The 20,583-nt window shown below is 70.3% G+C and carries 19 protein-coding genes; 10 read left to right on the forward strand and 9 right to left on the reverse strand.

Translation table 11 applies throughout. From position 1 onward, the window contains the following. Positions 1–176: 176 nt before the first annotated feature. The 3 genes from OG828_RS08660 to OG828_RS08670 are packed head-to-tail and all read right to left on the reverse strand — an operon-like array spanning position 177 to position 2,946. Complete coding sequence (locus tag OG828_RS08660; protein WP_328352067.1) at positions 177–677, reverse strand: hypothetical protein; 501 nt, start codon at positions 675–677, stop codon at positions 177–179. Next, complete coding sequence (locus OG828_RS08665; protein ID WP_328500704.1) at positions 674–2,251, reverse strand: sensor histidine kinase; 1,578 nt, start codon at positions 2,249–2,251, stop codon at positions 674–676. Before OG828_RS08665 ends, OG828_RS08660 begins: the two co-directional genes overlap by 4 nt. Further along, positions 2,248–2,946 (reverse strand): response regulator transcription factor, encoded by a 699-nt coding sequence (locus tag OG828_RS08670; RefSeq protein ID WP_210575287.1) that lies wholly within the window; start codon positions 2,944–2,946, stop codon positions 2,248–2,250. Before OG828_RS08670 ends, OG828_RS08665 begins: the two co-directional genes overlap by 4 nt. A 161-nt stretch (positions 2,947–3,107) precedes the next feature. Here OG828_RS08670 and OG828_RS08675 point away from each other — a divergent pair, with 161 nt between their 5' ends. The 3 genes from OG828_RS08675 to OG828_RS08685 all read left to right on the forward strand — a co-directional run bounded on the left by OG828_RS08675 (position 3,108) and on the right by OG828_RS08685 (position 5,801). After that, positions 3,108–4,034, forward strand: coding sequence for a DUF3152 domain-containing protein (locus OG828_RS08675; RefSeq protein WP_328500705.1), 927 nt, complete (start codon positions 3,108–3,110; stop codon positions 4,032–4,034). A 355-nt stretch (positions 4,035–4,389) separates the two neighbouring features. Beyond that, positions 4,390–5,235, forward strand: coding sequence for a hypothetical protein (locus OG828_RS08680; RefSeq protein ID WP_328500706.1), 846 nt, complete (start codon positions 4,390–4,392; stop codon positions 5,233–5,235). A 164-nt stretch (positions 5,236–5,399) separates the two neighbouring features. Further along, positions 5,400–5,801 (forward strand): hypothetical protein, encoded by a 402-nt coding sequence (locus OG828_RS08685; RefSeq protein ID WP_328352082.1) that lies wholly within the window; start codon positions 5,400–5,402, stop codon positions 5,799–5,801. Between the two features lies 1 nt (position 5,802). Here OG828_RS08685 and OG828_RS08690 read toward each other — a convergent pair whose 3' ends face one another. Beyond that, entirely contained in the window at positions 5,803–6,603 is an 801-nt protein-coding gene (locus OG828_RS08690) for a helix-turn-helix domain-containing protein (protein WP_328437379.1), read from the reverse strand. Between the two features lie 217 nt (positions 6,604–6,820). Between OG828_RS08690 and cynS the strand changes: the two genes are divergently transcribed. Both cynS and OG828_RS08700 read left to right on the forward strand, forming a co-directional pair. Then, positions 6,821–7,273, forward strand: coding sequence for a cyanase (gene cynS / locus OG828_RS08695; protein WP_328500707.1), 453 nt, complete (start codon positions 6,821–6,823; stop codon positions 7,271–7,273). A 52-nt stretch (positions 7,274–7,325) separates the two neighbouring features. Continuing rightward, complete coding sequence (locus tag OG828_RS08700) at positions 7,326–8,189, forward strand: formate/nitrite transporter family protein (protein WP_328352091.1); 864 nt, start codon at positions 7,326–7,328, stop codon at positions 8,187–8,189. A 1-nt stretch (position 8,190) separates the two neighbouring features. Here OG828_RS08700 and OG828_RS08705 read toward each other — a convergent pair whose 3' ends face one another. Together OG828_RS08705 and OG828_RS08710 are read right to left on the reverse strand one after the other, a co-directional pair. Then, entirely contained in the window at positions 8,191–8,598 is a 408-nt protein-coding gene (locus OG828_RS08705) for an ArsI/CadI family heavy metal resistance metalloenzyme (RefSeq protein ID WP_328500708.1), read from the reverse strand. Between the two features lie 28 nt (positions 8,599–8,626). Further along, on the reverse strand, positions 8,627–9,994 hold the full coding sequence (locus OG828_RS08710; protein WP_328500709.1) for an NAD(P)-binding domain-containing protein: 1,368 nt from the start codon (positions 9,992–9,994) through the stop codon (positions 8,627–8,629). A gap of 142 nt (positions 9,995–10,136) precedes the next feature. On the opposite strand from OG828_RS08710, the gene OG828_RS08715 reads away from it, so the two are divergent. From OG828_RS08715 to OG828_RS08725, 3 genes are all read left to right on the forward strand, one after another. Then, positions 10,137–10,514, forward strand: a complete 378-nt coding sequence (locus tag OG828_RS08715) for an ArsR/SmtB family transcription factor (RefSeq protein ID WP_328500710.1) — start codon at positions 10,137–10,139, stop codon at positions 10,512–10,514. 126 nt (positions 10,515–10,640) lie between these two features. Further along, the gene (locus tag OG828_RS08720; protein ID WP_443060102.1) at positions 10,641–10,961 is read left to right on the forward strand and encodes a DUF1275 family protein; all 321 of its coding nucleotides are present in this window, start codon (positions 10,641–10,643) and stop codon (positions 10,959–10,961) included. A gap of 75 nt (positions 10,962–11,036) precedes the next feature. Beyond that, entirely contained in the window at positions 11,037–11,300 is a 264-nt protein-coding gene (locus tag OG828_RS08725) for a hypothetical protein (protein ID WP_328500711.1), read from the forward strand. A 14-nt stretch (positions 11,301–11,314) separates the two neighbouring features. Here the strand turns inward: OG828_RS08725 and OG828_RS08730 are convergent, their stop codons facing one another. Then, positions 11,315–14,464, reverse strand: coding sequence for a discoidin domain-containing protein (locus tag OG828_RS08730; RefSeq protein ID WP_328500712.1), 3,150 nt, complete (start codon positions 14,462–14,464; stop codon positions 11,315–11,317). Between the two features lie 322 nt (positions 14,465–14,786). Between OG828_RS08730 and OG828_RS08735 the strand changes: the two genes are divergently transcribed. Further along, a complete protein-coding gene (locus OG828_RS08735; RefSeq protein ID WP_328500713.1) occupies positions 14,787–16,913 on the forward strand; it encodes a hypothetical protein in 2,127 nt (708 codons plus the stop codon). 53 nt (positions 16,914–16,966) lie between these two features. Here the strand turns inward: OG828_RS08735 and OG828_RS08740 are convergent, their stop codons facing one another. Next, positions 16,967–18,790: a gamma-glutamyltransferase family protein gene (locus OG828_RS08740; protein ID WP_328500714.1), complete on the reverse strand. Its 1,824-nt coding sequence runs from the start codon at positions 18,788–18,790 to the stop codon at positions 16,967–16,969. 157 nt (positions 18,791–18,947) lie between these two features. Here OG828_RS08740 and OG828_RS08745 point away from each other — a divergent pair, with 157 nt between their 5' ends. Next, a complete protein-coding gene (locus tag OG828_RS08745; RefSeq protein ID WP_328500715.1) occupies positions 18,948–19,856 on the forward strand; it encodes a LysR family transcriptional regulator in 909 nt (302 codons plus the stop codon). 88 nt (positions 19,857–19,944) lie between these two features. On the opposite strand, the gene OG828_RS08750 is transcribed toward OG828_RS08745, so the two are convergent. Next, the gene (locus OG828_RS08750; RefSeq protein ID WP_328500716.1) at positions 19,945–20,487 is read right to left on the reverse strand and encodes a dihydrofolate reductase family protein; all 543 of its coding nucleotides are present in this window, start codon (positions 20,485–20,487) and stop codon (positions 19,945–19,947) included. Positions 20,488–20,583: the final 96 nt, after the last annotated feature.

Below are 20,583 nucleotides of genomic sequence, written 5' to 3' on the forward strand. Positions count from 1 at the left end.
CTCTCCCTTGGGGGTGTTCGACCCGTCGGATCCAGATGACGGAACGCGCGCGGAAGGAGTGTTCCAAGAGCACCAAACGTCAGGGAAGGGTCTGATGGCCCTGATGTGAAAGTCGGCGGTACGAGAGGTGCGGGCACGCGAGACTGGAACTGGGGGTTTGGCGGCGGCCCTGCTGATCAGGAGGGGCAGGAATCGCTGGAGCCTTCGGTCTGCCAGGCTCCGGGGACCGTCACGGTCACCGTCGTCGGTGCGCTGTCGAACCGGGCGTAGGCGACTGTGCAGATCAGCTGGGCAACGGCCGTTTCGGTCAACGTCCCGATGCCCTGGGGCAGTGCGACCGTCACCTCGCCGTCGCCCTCCGCGCGGACCGAAGGAGCGCCCGTCAGCGGCGGAAGCTGGGTGGTCATACCGCTACGGCGTTCCCTGGCGTCCGGCCCTTGGAACACCGTCGCCACGGCCGTCTCGATGTCGACCGGGGCAAAGCCCCGGCGCCGGACGGGAACCAGGGTGCCTTCGCTGACGAAGTAGGAGACCTGGGCCGGCCGGATGCCGGTGGCGGGCTCTCCGGTCTCCACCACGCCGGACTCGGGGATGCCGCAGGAGGCGAGCAGAAGGGCGGTCGTGCACAGCAGCGCGGGCCGGAGGGACCGGGGGGCCGGGGCGGGAGCGGGGCTCATGACTCCCCCTTCTTCAGGGACGGTTGCGGGGACTGCTTCGGGGGCTGAGGCGAGGGCTGATGCGGCGACTGACGCTGGGGCTGATGCGGGGGCTGATGCGGGGTTTGCCGCAGGGGCTCCTGCTGCGGCTGCCGCAGGGGGATCTCGACCGTGAACATCGCGCCGCCCTCCGCCCGGTTCGCCGCCCGGATCGTGCCGCCGTGCAGGTGGACGTTCTCGGCGGTGATCGAAAGGCCGAGGCCGCTGCCCTCCGTTCGGGTCCGGGCCGTGTCCGACTTGTAGAAGCGGTCGAAGACGTGGGGCAGAACGTCGGCGGGAATGCCCGGCCCACTGTCCAGCACCTCGATGACGGCCCACACCGATGCGTCGGCGTCCGACATCTCCCTTGCGTGCAGGCGTAGTTGGACGGGCCGGGCCCCGTGTCGGAGCGCATTGCCCACCAGGTTGGCGACCACCACGTCGAGGCGGCGCGGGTCGACCCGGCCGCGCAGTTCGCCGGACCCGGGGAGCCGGGCGTCCACCAGGTCCAGCCAGGCGCGGGCGGCGAGGGTGCGCCGCAGGGACTCGGCGAGATCGATGTCGTCCAACCGCAGATCCGCCGCGCCCGCGTCGAAGCGGGAGATCTCCATGAGGTCGTCCACCAGGCGGGCGAGCTTCACGGTTTCCTCGCTGATGAGCCGTACCGCGGTGGCGGTGTCCGGGTCGAGCCCGCCCGCGTCCTCGTCGAGGATGTCGGTGACGGCCGACATCGCGGCCAGCGGGGTGCGCAGCTCGTGCGACACGTCCGCGACGAAACGGCGGGCGCGGGCCTCCATACGGCGCAGCTCCGACACGGACTCCTCCAATGCCTCGGCGGTCTCGTTGAAGGTGTGCGAGAGATCGGCGAGTTCGTCGGAGCCGTTGACGGCGAGCCGGGTGTCCAGATGGCCCTCGGCGATGCTGCGGGTGGCGCGGCGCAGCTCCCGTACCGGGCGCAGCACGCCCCGGGCGGCCAGCAGGGCGAGGAGGACGGCCAGGCCGAGCGCCGGCACGACGGCGCGCCCGATGGCGGTGACCAGGGCGTCGACGTAGCCCTGTTCGGCGGTCTGCGGCACCGTGACGAAGACGACGACCCCGGACGCAGGGGACGAGCCGGATGCCTCGAGGGTGATGGGCATGCCGACGACGAGCGAGGAACGGCCGTCCGTCGACACCCGCTGGAAGACGGCGGCCCTACGGGCGGCCACGGCAGCGCGCATGGCGGGGGTCAGTTCGGTGAAGCTGTCCTCGGGCGTGGAGGTGGCGCGCAGTTCCCGATACGTGACCAGAACACGCCAGTTCTGTGCCGGCTCGGCGCGGGCCACCTCGGCGGCGGCCCACTCCAGGTCGCCCTGGACGGGTGGGTAACTGATGCCCGGCGCAACGCCGTTGACGTGATGGCGCAGGCGCTTGATCACGGTGTCCTGGCCCTGCTGGAGCACTCCGACGCGTGCCTCACGGAAGGTCAGGGCGCCGGTGGTCAGGGTGGCCACGGCGGCTACCAGCACGAAGGCCACCAGCAGCCGGCCGCGCAGTCCGCGCAGCGGTGATTTCACCGGGACCGGAACCGGTAGCCGAAGCCGCGCACGGTCTCGATGTAGCGCGGCTGCCCCGCCGGCTCGCCCATCTTGGTGCGCAGCCGCTTGACGCAGGCGTCCACCAGCCGTGAGTCGCCGTGGTAACTGTGCTCCCAGACCGCCTCCAGCAGCTGCTGCCGGGAGAACACCTGGCCGGGCGAGGCCGAGAGCGTCAGTAGGAGCCGCAGTTCGGAGGGAGCGAGGACGACCGGCTCTCCCTGGCGGGTGACGGTCAACCCGGCCCGGTCGATGGCCAGTTCACCCTGGGCGCCATGGGTCTCTATCTTCGGTATGCCGCCGTCGGCGGGTGTGCCGCCGACCCGGCGCAGGACGGCGCGGATACGGGCGTCCAGGACGCGTGCCTGCACCGGCTTCACGACGTAGTCGTCCGCTCCGGCTTCGAGCCCGACCACGATGTCCGTGTCGTCGCCGCGGGCGGTCGCCATGATGATCGGCACCTGGTCCTCGGCGCGGATCCGGCGGCACACCTCCAGACCGCTCAGCCCGGGCAGCATCAGATCGAGTACGACGACGTCCGGCCGGAAGGACCGCAGTTGGGCCAGCCCGTCCTCTCCGGTGGCAACGCCGTTGACGTCGTGTCGCTGACGGCGCAGCGCGAGCACGACGCCCTCCCGTACGGCGCGGTCGTCTTCGATGAGCAGGACACGTGGCATGCGCCCAGTATCCGTACGGATCAAGGGGGTTGAGGGCGGGTACGAGGTCCGGCCGGGAACTGTTACGGGACGATCACATAGCCCGGCCGAAGATCGACCGTTACGGTTTCGTTACCATTCGGGCCACGTCTCATCACATCGCGTACACAGCCTTGACGGCCATGACCAGGACCACGCATCGTGCGACGCCTTCGACCCCGCGGTCCCCGCGCCGTCGCCGCAGAGGCCCCGCGCACGCCGACGGGCCCGGCCGGAAGGGGAAAGGGCCCCTGCTGGGCGGCCTCGCCGCGATCGCCGTGCTGGCCTCGGTCACCGCTCTGGCCGTGCACGGGACACCGCCGGACACCTCCGCGACCGACTCCCACGACGCGCCCGTCGCCCCCACCCGGTCGCCTTCTCCCCCACCGGCACCGGACCGGTCCACGAAACCGAGCAGCAGCGCGGAGGACGACGAGCAGACCGACAGCAAGCCCAGCGGCATGGGCGACCCGTCCCCGGACGCCTCCTCCTCGGCCGCCATCCCGCCGTCGGGCCCCGGCACGTTCACGACCGCCGCCGGCGAGAGCGACACGGTGGGCAAGGGCGGCCGGGTGCTGCGCTACGAGGTCGTCGTGGAGGACGGCCTCACCCAGTCGCCCGCCGATGTCGCCCGGCAGGTGGAGGGCATACTCGCCGACCCGCGCGGCTGGACCGCCGACGGCGAGTCCGCGTTCCGCCGTGTCTCCGGTGGCACGCCCGACTTCGTCGTACGGCTCGCCACGCCGAGCACGGTCGACGAGATCTGCGGCCGCTACGGGCTGGACACCGGCGGCGAGGTCAACTGCAGCGTCGGCAAGGACGTCGTGGTCAACCTCAAGCGGTGGGTGCTGGCGACCCCGGTGTACGCCGATGACGTCGACGCGTACCGGGCACTGATCATCAACCACGAGGTCGGCCACTTCCTCGGCCACGGCCATGTCACCTGCCCGGGCGCCGGCAAGCCGGCCCCGGCGATGATGCAGCAGATCAAGGGCCTGCTCGGCTGCACACCCAACGTCTGGCCGTACGACACGAAGGGCCGCCTCATCACGGGACCGGCCGTGCCCTGACCGACCCGGCGGGTCGAGTGCATCCACGCAATGGTGTCGACACCTAGGCCCGCAGGGCGGCCGAGGCGACGGCCACGTTGCCGTACTCCGGCGGCCCCGCGAACCCGGCCGCCTCGATCCCGCGTTACCCGCCGGTTCTCCCACCTGCCTCGTACGCCCGGTGGCATGCTGACGTGCCGAAAACACCGATGGCGAAAGGAACGGCGTGCCTCCTGCCAGGCGCCCGCGGCTCAGGCCGCCGCGGCAACGCAGGCCCTCTGTACACGGGATGGGCGGCCGGGACCGTCGACCGGCCGGGAGCATCGGCCGGGCACGGGGCGACGGTTCCACGATGTGGGCGAGGCTGGCCGCTCGCGTGCGCAGGTTTCACGCGTGGCTCATCCCGATCGTGCTCTTGGGAGTCGCCACGTCGATCGAGCACCAGATCACGGCACTGCCTGACCGGATCGGCGGCTGGCTCTCCTCGTACGACCGCCCCCAGGACCGGGCGGGCGACGGGCCCGACTTCTCGGCCTCCGTCGATCTCATCCGCCTGAACGACGAAGGCCGGAGCGCGGTGACACCCGGCGACTTCAGGCCCAGCGCCAAGCAGACCCGCCTGCTGGCCGACCCAGGGGCCGCGGCTTCTCCCGGCTTCACCGCTCTTCTGCGCTCCGCCGGGGCGGTCAACCTGGAAACCCTGACGCTGCGCCTGACCTTGACGGGCCGTCGCGCCGAGAAGGTCAACATCCTCGACATCCAGCCGGTCTCCGTACGGCGCTCCGATCCGCTCGCCGGGACCCTGTTCGACGCACCGCCGCAGGGCGGCTCGGACACGTCCACGGTTCTGCTCGACCTGGACAGACCCTTTCCCATCGTGCGCCGGGCGGTGTTCAGCGCCGAGGACGACTCGCTCAAGCCGGGGCCGCCGTTCTTCGCTCGGCAGACGATCGTCCTGGCCCACCGTGAGCAGCACGTCGTGGTGCTCCGGGCCACATCGCTGCGGTACTACGTGGCGTTCCGGCTCCGGGTGACCTACATGGTCGGCGACCGACAGAAGCACACCGTCATTGACGACCGAGGACGCCCTTTCCAGGTCACCGGACTCAAGCAGGACCCCGACAGCTACCGACGGGTCTTCACATTCGGGAAGCACGGCCTCTCGTTCTGCCAGTCCTCCGGCCCGGACGAGAACCCGTCCCTCCCCTGCGACGAGGAGTGAGAGTGCGCCCGGTGTCCTCCCTCTCCCTCGTCCACCGACTGTCCGCCGGATGCCTCCTCGCCACCCTTCTCGTGGGGTGCACAGAGCCTCGGCACCCGTCGGGGTCGGGCCCTTCGCCGACCCCGGCCCTCTCGCGGACGGCGCCACGGTGCCCTGGGCCCAACGTGGTTGACGGCCCATCGGTCGCCCCGGACGTCGCCGCGTTCTGGCGCACGGTCGTCGGACCGGTGTACGAAGCGGCCTGCGCCGGTGACGAACGGCGCCTGGCCCGCCTGATCGATACCGGCCACGGCTCGGCGGATTACTTCTCGACCAACGCGTGCGAGGGCTGCACCGGGAACGACCTGGTGGCGATGTGGAAGCACGAGTACGGCGTCGGCCCGACCGCCCTGGCCCGGCTGCTGGAGACGCCTCCGCACTTGTCCCAGGGAGGCGTTTCCTATGTCCAGGGGAACCGCGCCGCGGTCTTCGCCCGCGGCACGCACGAGATTGCGGCGCAGTGGAGCGGCTTCTACGCCGACTGCGCGGCGGAGTCGTTGTGCCGCTCCCTGTCAGGCCACCGGTAAGTCAGCCGGCGCGGCGGGCCTGGTTGCCGGGTGATTCTCCGTACTGCCGCCGGAACGCACGGGCGAAGGTGCCGGGGTCGGTGAAGCCGCTGGCCAGGGCGGCGTGACGAATCGTCGAACCGCCCGCGAGGAGACCGGCGGCGAACTCGAGGCGGACGCGCCGGATCTCGGCGGCCGGGGAGATGCCGGCCTCGGCGAAGAGCGCCTGCAACGAGCGCACGGACAGGTGGAACTCGCGCGCCAGCGCGGCAACGGTGAAGTCCGGGTCGCCGAACTCCTCGCGAACACGCCTGAGCATGGCCTCCCGCACCGATCGACGGGACGGTACGCCGGCGAAGTCCGCGGCGTGGCGCGGCGCCCGGCCCTGCTCGGCGGGCCCGCGCCGGTTTGCGGCGAGGCGATCGGAGGCCTCGGCGAACGAGAGGAGGCGCCGGCCCGAGGATCCCAACGCACGCGTGGTCCAGGTGACCGGCAGTGCCCGGCCACCGCGGGTGAGGAACCACTCCGGCTCACCGGCCTCGTGCGAGCCGGCGCGGTCCAGGATCGGGCAGGCGTGCGGTGGGTAGTCGGATCCGTCGGGGCGCCGGCGGTGCAACGTGTCGTGGCTCGACTCGCCGATGACCTCCGCGGCCGAGCGGTAGCCGAGCAGCGCGAGCGCCGCGGGGTTGGCGAACGCGACGGCCCCGTCGGCGCCGATGACCCACAGCGGCACGGGCGTCGCGGCCACCATCTCGGCGAACACGCCCGGCCCCACGGATCCGCCCCCGGATCCACCCACGGCTTCGTTCGCTCTGTCATCCATGCCGCACCTCACCGCCTCACGACGCGTTGAGGTTAGGAACGGTGTCGTACCGCCGCGCTTCACGTCGGTTTCGCGGTCGTAACGGTCGACTCACGCTGCGCGGAATGCCGCAAACCCTGCGCGTTTGGCCCTTCTGGCAGGCGATTCAGGTCGGGTGTGATGGACCGATCAGCGGTCGACGGCGACCGGACACTCCCGGATCCCGAGGAGAACGAGCATGAGTCACCGCCCTGCCGAACAGCAGCGGGCGACCACCGAGGTCGAGGATCGGCGTCTCGCGTCCGGTACGTCGTGGAAGGAACTCGCCGACCACATCGGCCGAGCGCCGGTCTGGACGGTCGCGGCTCTGCTCGGCTCCCATCCGATGCCGGCCGAGGAGGCCGCTTCGATCGGCGAACTGCTCCGCCTGAGCGACGAGTCGGTCGCCGCCCTCCAGCGTCAGCCCTACCGGACTGCCGACGACTCGGTGTCGACCGATCCGACGATCTACCGGTTCCGCGAGCTCTTCTCCGTCTACGGGCCGGCGATCAAGGAGCTGATCCATGAGGAGTTCGGCGACGGGATCATGAGCGCGATCAACTGCCGTGTCTCACTCGAGCGTCGTGCGGATCCCGACGGTGATCGCGTGGTCGTGACCATCGACGGCAAGTTCCTTCCCTACCAGTGGTGAGCCCGGCTCACCGCTCCGTGCGACGAGAGAATGTGCGAGGAGAGAACCGCCCATGTCCTATGTGAATCCCTCGGAACTGGCGACCAGAGCCATCGACGCCGGCGAGGCGAAGGTCTTTTACTCCACTCGCGACACGCTGATCCGGTCCTACATGGCCGGTGCCATCCTCGCCCTCGCGGCGGCCTTCGCGATCACGATCGGCGTCAGGACGGGCGAGCCACTCCTGGGCGCCGTGCTGTTCCCGGTCGGCTTCTGCATGTTGTACCTGCTCGGCTTCGACCTGCTGACCGGCGTCTTCACGCTGGTGCCGCTGGCGTGGCTGGACAAGCGGCCCGGCGTCACCCTCGGGGCCATGATGCGTAACTGGGGTCTTGTCTTCGTCGGCAACTTCCTGGGTGCGCTGACCACCGCGCTCATGATGGCGATCTACTTCACCTACGGCTTCAGCGTCGAACCGGACGCCGTCGGTCAGGCCATCGGCACCATCGGTGAGGGCCGGACCGTCGGGTACGCCGAGCACGGCGCGGCCGGCATGCTGACGCTCTTCGTCCGTGGCGTGATGTGCAACTGGATGGTGTCGACCGGTGTGGTCGGCGCGATGATGTCCGACAGCCTGGCGGGCAAGGTGATCGCCATGTGGATGCCGATCATGGTGTTCTTCTACCTCGGCTTCGAGCACTCGATCGTCAACATGTTCCTCTTCCCGTCCGGCCTGATCATGGGCGGTGACTTCACGATCGGCGATTACGTCTTCTGGAACGAACTGCCGACGGTGCTCGGGAACTTGGTCGGCGGCCTGACGTTCGTGGGCCTCATGATCTACGCAACCCACGCGAAGACCGGACCGACGCGTCCCCGCAAGCTCCGCACCACCTCGGTGACCGAGGAGGAGCCTGAGCGTTCACACGTCTCCTGACTCAAGGGCGGCGCGAGGCCGTGACGGACGGTTCCTTCACGTCGGCGTCGGCCTTCACGACGTACACCTCCCAGGGTTCCTGGCCGGGGCCGTGGACCCAGACCTTGTCCTGGAGGGCGTAGCAGCAGGTGGTGTCGTTCTGCTCGACGGTGGCCAGCCCGGCTTCGGCGAGCCGGGCGGTGGCGGCGTGCACCTGCTCGGTCGTCTCGACCTCGACGCCGAGGTGGTCCATACGTGTGTCCTCTCCCGCGACTCCCTCGATGAGGACGAGCTTGAGCGGGGGCTCCGCGATGGCGAAGTTGGCGTAGCCGTCGCGGAGTTTGGCGGGCTCGGTGCCGAAGAGCCTGGTGTAGAAGGCGATCGATGCGGCGAGGTCGGGGACACGGAGGGCGAGTTGTACGCGGGACATGGCGAACCTCCTTGTATGGGTGGGGAGTTCAGCAGCCGCCGGAGGGGGCCGGGGCGCCGATGCCGATCTGGAGGGTGGTGGGGGCGGCGCAGCAGCCGCCGGACCGGTCGGCGTTCTCCGGCTCGTCGAACAGGCCCGCACCGCCGCAGACTCCGGTCTCCGGGAGGGTCAACTCGACACGTTCGGCAGCCCCCTGGTCGCCGGCGAGCGCGGCGGCGATGGAGCGGACCTGCTCGTAGCCGGTCATGGCGAGGAACGTGGGGGCGCGGCCGTAGGACTTCATGCCGACCAGGTAGACGTCCTTCTCCGGATGGGAGAGCTCGTTCACACCGTGCGGGTAGACGGTGCCGCAGGAATGCTGGTTGGGGTCGATGAGCGGGGCCAGGGCGGTGGGGGCCTGGAGGCGCTCGTCGAGGCCGAGGCGGACCTCGGAGAGGAAGGAGAGGTCGGGGCGGAAGCCGGTGAGGACGATGACCTCGTCGACCGGGTCGAGGCGGCGGCCGTCCTCGCCGACGAGCACCACGCGGCCGTCGCCATCGCGTTCGACGGCGTCGGTGCGGAAGCCGGTTACCGCGTCGGCGTGGCCGTCGTCGACGGCGGCCTTGGCGGCGAGGCCGAGGGCACCGCGGGCGGGGAGCTGATCGGCGGTGCCGCCGCCGAAGGTGGAGCCGGAGATGCCGCGGCGCAGAATCCAGACGGCGTGGGTGCCGGTGCCGTCATTGGAAGTGGCGAGGTCGGCGAGGTAGGCGAGGGCGGTGAAGGCTGAGGCTCCCGAGCCGATCACCGCGGTGCGCCTGCCGGCGTACCGGGCCCGTACGGCCGGGTCCTTCAGGTCGGGCACGCGGTAGGTGATCCGGTCGGACGCGGCCTTCTCACCGAGGGCCGGAAGGCCGCTGCCGCCGGCCGGGCCCGGGGTGGTCCAGGTGCCGGAGGCGTCGATGACCGCGCGGGCGAACAGCCGCTCCTCACGGCCGTCGGCGTGGGCGACGTGGACGACGAACGGCTGGTTCTCGCGGTCGGCGTCCACGATCCGGTCCCGGCCGGCGCGGGAGACGCCGGTGACGGTGGCACCGAGGCGCACCTGGTCGCCGAGGACGTCGGCGAGCGGCTGCAGGTACCGCTCGGCCCAGTCCCCGCCGGTGGGATAGGCGGCCGCATCCGGCTTCACCCAGCCCGTCGGTGCCAGGAGCTTCTCGGCGGCCGGGTCGGTGACCTCGCCCCAGGCGGAGAACAGCCGCACATGCGCCCACTCCCGCACCGCCGCCGCGGCCGTCGGGCCGGCTTCCAGGACCAGCGGGGTGATCCCGCGGTCGATGAGGTGCGCGGCGGCAGCGAGACCGACAGGGCCGGCTCCGATCACGACGACGGGCAGGTCGGTGGCGGCGGGGGCGTTCACGGTCGGCTCCTCGGTGTTTCGACATCCGTCGATGGCTTGCGCGGCCAGCATGGCACTTGATTCGATGATCGTCAACATAGACATTCATCGAATCCGAGGGGTCCGCTCCGGGTATTGGTTCGATGTATGTCAACATAGATGCATGTCGAATACGAAGGTGCTGCCCCTACTCGCCCCCGAGGCGTCGGAGGCCGTGGCCCCCTGCTGCCCGCCGCTGACCGAGCGTCGGTTCAGCGCCGAGGAGGCCGAGACGGCCGCGCGGATGTTCAAGGCGCTGGGCGATCCGGTGCGGCTGCGCCTGTTCTCCGCCGTCGCCTCGCACGAGGGCGGCGAGGCGTGCGTGTGCGACATCTCCGATGTCGGCGTATCCCAGCCGACCGTGTCCCACCACTTGAAGAAGCTCAAGGAGGCCGGCCTGCTGACGTCCGAGCGCCGCGGTACCTGGGTGTACTACCGCGTGGAGCCGTCAGTGCTGGCGGCCATGGGCAAGCTGCTGACCGCCGCACCGGCCGTTGCCTGATGCACCACCCGGCAGAACAACCGACTGCGCGCATACGCCGGCGCACGCAAACGCGGTCCACAGGGCCATAGATCGGTCAGTTGATCCGTTAATCCGTACAACGGCGGCGTCCGCTACGCGCTGATCGTGCTGCTCGGGCTCGGGATGGGGCTGCAGAACGCCGCGGCCCGCGCATTGGCGGTGCCCGATCTCACCACGACCGTGCTGACCCTGACCATCACCGGGATCGCCTCCGACAGCCGCCTCGCCGGCGGGCCCGGCAGCAGGATCGGACGGCGAGTGGTGTCGACGGGCGCCATGTTCCTCGGCGCTCTCGTCGGCGCCCTGGCCGCGCTGCACGGCAACCCGGCGCAGCCTCTGCTCTTCGCCGGCCTGCTGCTGGCCGCCGCCACGGCCGCCGCGTCCGCCCTGGCCCGCTCCCCCGCCGGGTGGACCGAACCGCTGTGACCCGGAGCGTCACCGCATTGCCCCGGAGCGCCTTCACTCCGCGCGTGAACCACCAGCGCCCTGCGCACCGCCTACGTGGCCGACCTGGTGCTGGTGAGCGGCAACAGCCCCATCCTGTACCCGGTGAACGACCCCATCGCCACGCTGGTGTTCCAGGCCGGCCGCGGCGAGGTCGACACCGTGCTCGTCGACGGCAGGGTGCTGAAGTACCGAGGTGAACCGCTCGGCATCGACCTCGACCGGGCCCGCACACTAGCGGAGAACTCACGGGACCATCTGCGCGCCGCCATCGGCGAACAGTCCTGGCAGCAGGCGATGAACCCACCCCTGTCCAGGTGACAGCCCTCCGACCGTCACGAAGTGACGGTGAGCGACGTAAGTGCGGTGCGGCCTCCGGCCGGGGCGGTGACCCGGAGTGCCACATAGCGGGCCGTGCTGTCGGTGCGCAGGACTCCCCGCGCCGTCAGTCGTGCCGTGCCCGTGTACGTACGGCCGTCCGTGCTGAACTCCGCCTGCGCTACCGGAATGCGGCCGTCCCGCCACTGTGTGCGGATCTCCGTGATGTGCCGCTCGGCGCCCAGGTCGACGACCATGCGACCGTCCGGGCCGGGGGTCCACGCGGTGCCTTCGTCTCCGTCGACCGCGGCTTTCGGGTCCGTCATACCGGGCGGCAACGGTGCGGTCGGGAAGGTGGGACGGCCGAGTGCGAGATCGGCGAGCGGGTACGCCGTGGCGCGCGGCACGGTGACGGTGGTCGTACGGCCCGCGCGGACCGTGACGTCCAGGCTCTTGCCCTGAGCGGAGACGGTGACGCGGCAGGAGGGTCCGCCGAGCCGCACCGTGCGGCCGTCGACCACCTCGGCGCGCAGACCGACGGGAACGCGCTTCCCGGAGAGGACGAAGCGCGCAGGCAGCAACACGGCGGAGGCGGCGGACAGTTCGGCTCGGAAGTCCGTGCCCGATGCGGTGACGGTCTGGACACCCGCGTACAGGCGGATTCCCTCGGAGGGCGAGCGCGGGATGGTCACCGTGGTGGTCACGGGATCCGAGGAGAGGTTGAACAGGCTCAGGTAGTCGTCGGTGAGAGTGGCCTTCACCTGGGCGGACCGCACCGAGGGGCTCTTCCGGGCGGCTGCGGTGCGCAGCCGCCCGGGCGTCGCGTCCGGGAGTCCCTCGACCACAATGCCCTCGGCCGGTCCGTCGGAGAGGACGACCGTGTTGCCGTACACCGAGATCGGGTTGGCGCCGCCGCGCACGACGAGACCGGCACGGCCGTCGATGTCCAGCCAGCCGCCGCGGCTGGTGAGGTCCGCCTGCGGCCAGGCGACCAGGTCGGTCCACTTCTGCCCGTCGACCGATCCCTGCATCCGGTACGCGCGGCCCGCCGCGGTCTCCCAGCGCAGGGTCACCCGGTCCACGTCCAGGGCCGCGCCCAGATCGACGGCGAGCCAGCTGTCCGCGCGCGGACGGTCCGCACGGGACACCGCCCAACGGGTCGAGCCGTCGCCGTCGACCGCGAGTGCGGGCTCCTTGCCCGGGTCGAAGGAGGACGCGGAGGCCGTCGCCCCGGCGCCGCGCGCCAGGTCGGCGCCCGCGGCTGAGTCGCGTATCTCGAAGGCGTACAGCGAATAGCCGTAACTGGGGTCGGGGCGTACCCCGAGCATCCGCAGATGGCGGAACCGGCCGCGGGGAAAGGTGAGTTCGTCGACCCGTGGGCCGGTGGGAGTCGAGGGACCGGCCTGGGCCGCGACCGTCGCGCTCCCCTCCGCCGCCCGGTACGTGCGGCTTCCGTCCAGCCCCGGCATCCCGGGCATGTTCAGGTTGCGCACCTCCAGGTGGCCTTCCCCGGCGGCCGTACCGGAGGTCGCGTACACGACGGTCCCGGTCGGGAGCGTGGTGAAGCCCGCGTACCCGGCGTCCAGCGTGAGCAGGCTCGCGCTGCCGTCGAACCCGTCCCGCAGCCGGGAGTACGCGACGACCGACCGTCCGGTGACCTTGGCCCCGGTTCTCGGCAGGAACATCGGCGTCGTACCGCTGAGCGCGAACAGCCAGTCGTCATGTGCCGGTTGCCAGGCGAACTTCACGAAACCGGCCTTGCTGACCACCCCGGCCCACGCGCCGGGCGACTGGTGGGAGACGAGACCGGGGCCCGGGCCGTGGTCGGTGACTCCGCTCGCCTGCTCGAAGAGCTCACGCTGCGACAGGGGTCGCACCGGTGCCTGCCCCGACCGGGCCCGCCACTCGTGGAGCAGGTAGCTGATGGCCAGTTCGGCGCGCGCCTCGGGTTCGTACTTGGGTTCACCTGAGAACTTCGCGAGGCGGTACTGCGGCGGGTACGCCTGGTAGGCCTCCAGACGTTCGGCCAGGGCGAGTTCGCAGCGGGCCGCGGCGCGGTCTGAGGCCACCTGCGCGAGGAAGGCGAGCGGGATGATGTCGCGGCCGTAGAGATGTTCGCGGTCGGCGACCATCGGCATCAGCGGCTCCCCCGCGTCGCTCATCGCGCCGAGCAGGGTACGCCACAGCGGCCCGGCGTTGGGCTGCGCGGTGAGCACCTGGGGGAGGGCGCGGCCCGCGACGAGGAAGTGGGCGGCGTTGCGTCCGGAGGTTCGCCAGAGTTCTTCCTGGTAGTGCGGGCCGAATGAGCCGTGGTTCTCGACGATGAACGTGTCGTACAGGTTCTGCGCGGTGTTCTCGCTGACGGCGATCCCGTCCACGCGGGCCGGGTTGGCGAGGTCGGCAGCCGGCAGGCCCGCCTCGTTGCGGCTCCACCGGCCGAAGGCGCCGCGCCATGCCTCGTACCGCGCGTCGTCGCTCGCCCAGGCGAGGCCGGGGGCGAGCGCCTGGGCGTAGATTCCCATCTCCTCCAGCTTGGTGTCGCCCTGGAAGCCGCCGTCGAGACCGCGCGGGGTCCAGTCGCCGGAGTCGGGATCGTCTGCCGTGCCCAACACGGCGGTGTACTGGGCCTGTTCGCGGGCGATGGTGTCGACGTTGCGGCGCGTCACCTCGTCGAGGTCGTCCCACAGCAGCCGGGCCGCCAGGACGAAGTAGGACTGGAAGGTGGTGTCGAAGAACAGTTTCCGGCCCCACTGGGTGCCGCCGGTCAGTCGGTTCGACGCCGCGAAGTGCTTCAGGGTGGCGAGGGTACGGGCGCGCAGGGTCTCCTTGTCGACTCCGGCGCGCTCGGCGTCGTACGGACCGCGGGTCAGCAGGACGGCATTGCCGAGCACGACCGCAAAGCCGAAGTCCTTGGCGGTGTAGTGGCCTTGGGCCGCATCCCACTGCTGTTCGGACCAGCGGGTGTGGGTGAGGAGGACGCGGTAGTACGTGTCGGAGACAGGGGTCATTCTCGGGTCGGGTTGCTCGGCCGCCGCGCCCGATCCGGCGGCCGTCGCGGCTGATGCCCGCTCTGATCCCAGGACGAGCGGGGAAGCGGTCAATACGCCGGAAACGCCGAGCAGCTGAATGATGTGACGGCGGGTGAACTCCGTGGCTGGCTGCGGCATGCGGCGGCGACCTTTCCATCGACAACGTTGTCAGATGATTGCGGTCATTCTTCGGGTGCACCATGGGCGCGTCAAGGGTGCTGCCCCTTGTTGATCTTGCGGGTCGGACGATGCTGGTCTTGCGGGTCGGACAATCAGGCCGCCCCGCCCTGTTGACGACCCGTCGAGCGCCGCTTACGTTTCACGGCGGTGAAAGCGCTTGCCGTTGCCAGCGCCGCACCGATGCACACCCGATCCCCCTGACGAGATGGTCCAACCGCGAGAAGGGCCGACTGCCCCGCAACTCTGACAACGATGTCACGACGAAGGGTGATGCCCGATCATGTCCCCACTGAGCCGCCGTCACTTCCTCAGCACAGCCTCGGCCGCCTTCCTGGCGGCAGGCACCGGATCCGCCGCCGCGCTGTCGGAAAGCATCCGGCACAGAGCGCGAAACTGGACCTTCGAGAACGACTCCCTCAGGGCCACGGTCACCTACGAAGACGGTGGCATCCGCCTCACCGGGCTCCTCAACAAGCGTGCAGGCCGCGACTACTTGGCGGCTCCCTCCCTGCTCTTCGCCCACGAACTCGACGGCGCCGACACCGTGCGCGCGGACGACGGAGGGTGGCGCCTGGGAGCGACGACCAGGGAACTCATCACCGTGCGCACGAAGGAGCGGTCCTGGCGGGTCGGGGAGCGCGTCCGCATTCCCCTGCGCAGAACCGCGCCCCGACCGTTCCTCGTCACCCTGGTCTTCGAGATCTACGACGGCGACGCGGGCCTGCGCTACTTCACCCTCGTACGCAACGAGGACACGGCCCGCGACCTCACCCTCACCCGCTCCACCGTGATCGACCTGCGCCTGCCGGACGAGCCGCACACCCTCCACTACGTCCCGAACATGAAGTGGTTCAGCACACGCGGGTCGTTGAGTACCGACCCCGTCGGCAGGTCCTGGCCGAAGAAGGCCCTCACCGTGTACGACACCGGTGACGGCTGGAGCATCAGTCCCGAGCTCAACTGGAAGACCCAGCGCGGCAACGGCAACTACCCGACCGACTACATGCTGCCGCCGTTCGCGGGCATCAACGCCTGGCACGAGCAGGACACCGTCTCCGTGGACACCCACCCCGATGCGCTGCGACTGACGCTGTTCCCGGGTGAGGAGTTCGAGTATCTCGCGGTGAACCTCACGGTGTTCAAGGGCGACGTCGTCGACGGCAAGATGGCCGACGAGCTGCACTTCCGCAAGCGCTTCAAGTACCACCACACGACCACGCTCTTCCACCAGAACGACTGGGACTACCGCGGCGGCCCGGGTCGCGAACTGCCCCCCGGCTACTACTACGACACCGTCATCCCGCAGACGAAGCGGGCGGGCCTCGACATGGTGATGCTCGACGACTACTGGAACACCACGCGCGACACCATCGAACCCAGCGACTCCATGAAGAAGTCCATCACCAGCCTGGGCACGCTCTCGAAGACCCTCAAGGACAACGGACTCGGCTTCGGCCTCTGGTTCTCGCTGACGGGAGACGGCCACCTCAAGGGCCGCGACCTCGCCGACCCGGTCCAACTCGCCTACAAGAGAGGCCAGATCGAGACGCTGCTCAACGACTACGGCGTCACCCAGCACATGATCGACCTCACCGAGTACTGGCAGAACGAGCGGACGACGGCCTACTCGCACCCGAGTGACAACGTCTACCGCAAGGCCGTCCTCACCCGGACCATGCTTAACGACCTGGTGACGAAGAACCCTCAGTACCTGCCCAAGCTCACCAGCGAACTCGACATCGCCCCCACCCAGGGCGACCGCAACAACGGCCTGCTGCACATCGCGTACAACGGCTGGAACACCTCCAACGGAGGGATCACCGGAGAGGACCTGTCGCTGCGCACCGCGCTCACCGCGTTCGGGCACCTGCCGATGGCCGCGACGTACATGAACGGCGGCAAGATGACCGGCCGCATGGAGGACTACTACTCCTACATGGCCGTCCGCGCGGTCAAGTTCCCCGAGGACCCCGGCGACGCGGCCAAGTGGCCCGAGGCGGCGGTGAAGTTGATGGGCATCTTCAACGCCTGGCGCAGGCGGCCCGAGATCACCGCCCTGACGGACGGCCAGTTCCTGCCCGTCCACCTGGGCCAGGGCTGGGACACGACGGAGTGGGACAGCAGCAAGGGCCCGTACGTGTGGATGTGGGCGGACGCCTCACGCCGTACCGCCCTCCTGATCGCGACCGCCGCCGGCACCGCGCAGACCGCCGTCGATGCCAAGGTGCGCTGGCTCAAGGACCGCACGACCTACGCCGTCACGGACATCACCATCGACGACGACGGCACCCAGGCGCACACCCCGAAGGGGCAGTTCACGGGCGAGCGCCTGCGCACGGTCGGGCTGCCGATCGACCTGTCCGAGAACACCTCGAAGGGCAAGGCGTTCTGGCTGGAGGCGAGCTAGGTACAGCCGCGAAGGCGCTCGACCCCACCGGGATCGAGCGCCGATGTTCCGTACTATCTTCCGGCAGCGTAACCCTGCATCCCGCGCGGATTGGCTGCTGCCGACAACATGCCGGTTTCCGGATCGCGGGCCACTCCGCAGAGCCGGCCCTCCGACCAGGGGTCGCCGACCGTGACATGGTGCCCTCGACGACGCAGACCGGAAATGACAGATTCGCCGATACGTGATTCCACGGCGACGCTTCCCGGGTGCATGACGCGTGGGTAGAAAGAACTCGGAAAACTTTCCGTATGCCAATTCGGGGCGTCAATGGCGCCCTGCAGGTCGAATCCACCCCTCACCTTTTTCCGCAGTGACACGGCGAGGAGGAAATGCAGGCTCCACTGGTCCTGCTGATCGCCACCGGGGGTTCCGAAGGCGAGCACCGGCGTGCCGTCACGCAGCGCGAGCGAGGGTGTCAGGGTGGTCCGCGGACGGCGGCCCGGGGTGAGCGAGTTCGGCAGGCCGGGTTCGAGCCAGGCCATCTGCAGTCGGGTGCCGAGGGGGAAGCCGAGGCCGGGCACGACCGGGTTGGACTGGAGCCAGCCGCCGCTCGGTGTGGCGGCGATCATGTTGCCCCAGCGGTCGACCACATCCAGGTGGCAGGTGTCGCCGCGGTTGGCACCGTCCTTGGCCACGGTCGGTTCGCCGACGCCTGGCGCGATCGGGCCGCCGGGGGTGGCGATCAGCACCTGCTCGGGGAGCCGCGGTACCCGGCCGTCGGGACTGCCGGGCCGCAGCTCGAACGACGCACGATCGTCCGAGATCAGCGTGCGGCGGGCGTCGTTGTAGCCGGTGGACAGCAGCGTGTCGAGCGGCACGTCCGCGCCGGCGTCGCCGTACCACGCCTCGCGGTCGGCCATCGCGAGCTTCGTGGCCTCGACGAGAGTGTGGACGTACTCCGCCGTGCCGTACTCCGGTGTGTCACGCCCGCCCTCCCCGAAACCGCTGGGCAGCAGGGCGAGTTGCTGGAGGAAGACCGGGCCCTGACTCCAGGGGCCGCACTTGGCCACCGTCCAGCCGTTCCAGTCATAGGTGACCGGCGCCTCGTACGACGCGGTGTACCGGGCGAGGTCGTCGCCGGTGAGAGTGCCGGTGTGCCGCTCGCCCGAGGTGTCCTTCGTGGGGCGTGCCGCGAACTCGACGAGAGCCTCGGCGATGAATCCCTCTCGCCACACCCGGCGGGCCGCTTCGATCTCCGCCTCCCGGCGGCCCGTGACGGATCCGCCCGCCGCCGCTTTCGCCTCCGTGATCAGCCGTCGCCAGGTGGCGGCCAGCGCGGGATTGCGCAGCAGGGAGCCGGGGGCCGGGGGCGCGCCGTCCCGGAGGTAGACCTCGGCCGAAGTCGTCCACTCGGTCTCGAAGAGTTCCCGGACCGTCTCCACGGTCTCGCCGACGCGCTCGACCGCCGGGTGGCCGTTCTCGGCATAGCCGATCGCGTACTTGAGGACGTCGGCGAGCGCTTTGGTGCCGTGGTCGCGCAGCAGCACCATCCAGGCGTCGAACGCGCCCGGCACGGCGGCGGCCAGCGGGCCGGTTCCGGGCACCAGGTCCAGGCCGAGCGAGGTGTAGTGGCCGATGGTCGCGCCGGCCGGCGCCGGACCCTGCCCGCACAGCACGAGCGGCCGGCCACGCGCCGGAGCGAGGATGATCGGCACTTCGCCCGCCGGCCCGTTGAGGTGCGGCTCGACGACGTGCAGGACGAAACCCGCCGCCACCGCGGCGTCGAACGCGTTGCCGTCGTCCTCCAGTACGGCCATCGCCACGGCGGAGGCGAGCCAGTGGGTGGAGGAGACCATTCCGTATGTGCCCTGGAGCGTAGGCCGAGTGGTGAACACGCGCCGAGTAAAGCCGGTGAAGGGGCGGCACGTCCAAGACATGCATGACACCATTTCGATAGCAACCAGCTATGGATGGACTCGTTGCGGGGGTTCTCCTTGGAGGCTGCGGGGAGTGGGCCTCCTGGGGGAGGCGAGCAGTCCGAAGGAGTGAGCCGTGGAACGCCGCCAGCTCGAATACTTCGTGGCGATCGTGGAGCATGGCGGATTCACCCACGCCGCACGGGCGTTGCACGTCGCCCAGCCCTCACTGTCCCGCGCCATCGGCAACCTCGAACGCGAACTCGGCGTCACCCTCTTCCACCGGGTCGGCCGCAATGCCGTACTCAGCAACGCGGGAGAGGCGATGGCCCACCAGGCCAGGCTCGTGCTGCGGGACATGGAGGCGATGCGCGCGGCGGCACGGTCGCTCGGTGACGGCGTCGTCGGCAGGGTCGATGTCGCGGCCACGTCGTCCTCCGGCCTCGAACCCGTCACCAGCATCATCGCGGAACTGCGGGAGCGGTACCCCGGCGTCACCGTCAGCACCTCGTCCGCCGCGGCCGCGGCCGAGGTGGTCGCCATGGTGCTGCAGGGGCGCTGCGAGGTCGGCGTCTGCGGCAGCGCGGAGCGCCCGACGGGGCAGGGCCTGGTGGCCCACTACCTGCGCGACGAGGAGTTCCTGCTCGTCCTCCCGCCGGGCACCCTCCCGGCCGACACCGGGCCGACCGTGCGGCCCGAGGACCTGCGCGGGATGCGGTTCGTCGTGACCGGGGCGGCGACGGCCGTGCGGGCGCTGTTCGACCGGTTCTCCGCCACGGTCGGCGACCTCACGATCGCCGCCGAGGTGGGCGACCGCAGCATGGTGCTGCCGATGGTGCTCAAGGGCATCGGGGCCGGCCTCATGCCGGACGGCTGGGCCGACCTCGCCCGCCGCGCGGGCGCCGACGTCTACCGGTTCGCACCGCCGGAACAACTCGCCCAGTGGCTCGTCCACCGCGGCGGACCCGTCACCGCCGCCACCCGGGCGTTCGTCGACACGACCCTGGCCAGGACACACGCGGAGGCGGCGGGCCCCGGTCGGTAGCCGAGATCAAGAACCCTGGCGTCAGCGACGTGCTCATGGTGGTCGCCGGCCCACAACCCCAGCATCAGCGGCCCGGCGAGCATCTCGCCTACTTCCGCACGTGGAAGCGGAGCATCGTGACGGCGCCCGACTGGGTGTTGCTGAAAGGTTCCAGGTCGATCCTGTCGAGGCTTGGGGGCGAGAAGCGGACACCGTCGCCGAGCAGCACCGGTAGGACATACACCAGGATCTCGTCGACGAGCCCACGCTGCAGGCACTGCGCGGCCACGTCAGCACCGAGGATCTCCAGGTTCTTGCCGCCCGCGGCGCTGCGTGCCGTGGCAACGGCTTCCTCGATGTCACAGGTCAGGAACGTGACGGAAGGGTCCGGCTCGTCGGGAGGCTCGTGGGTGAGAACGAACTGTGCTCCCCCCTCGTAGGCGGCGTCCTGGTCGGCCATACGCTTGGCGACCTCGTACGTGCCCCGGCCGACGAGCATGGCGCCCGTGGCCGCCATGACCTCCGGAAACGCATCCGCAGTCAGGTACTCGAAGATCCAGTCCATCGTGTGGCCAGGACCGGCGATGAACCCGTCCAGCGACATCGCCCTGTTCACGACCACTTTGCCGGTGCCGCTGCTCACATCACTCATGCGTCTTCTCCAGGATTGTGGAGGCCCGAGGCCGAATCATAATTCGGCCGGTGGGGAGGGCGACGGCGGAAGTTGCATGCGTATCCGCGGTGGCCC

Source organism: Streptomyces sp. NBC_00457 (assembly GCF_036014015.1).
Lineage (GTDB): Bacteria > Actinomycetota > Actinomycetes > Streptomycetales > Streptomycetaceae > Streptomyces.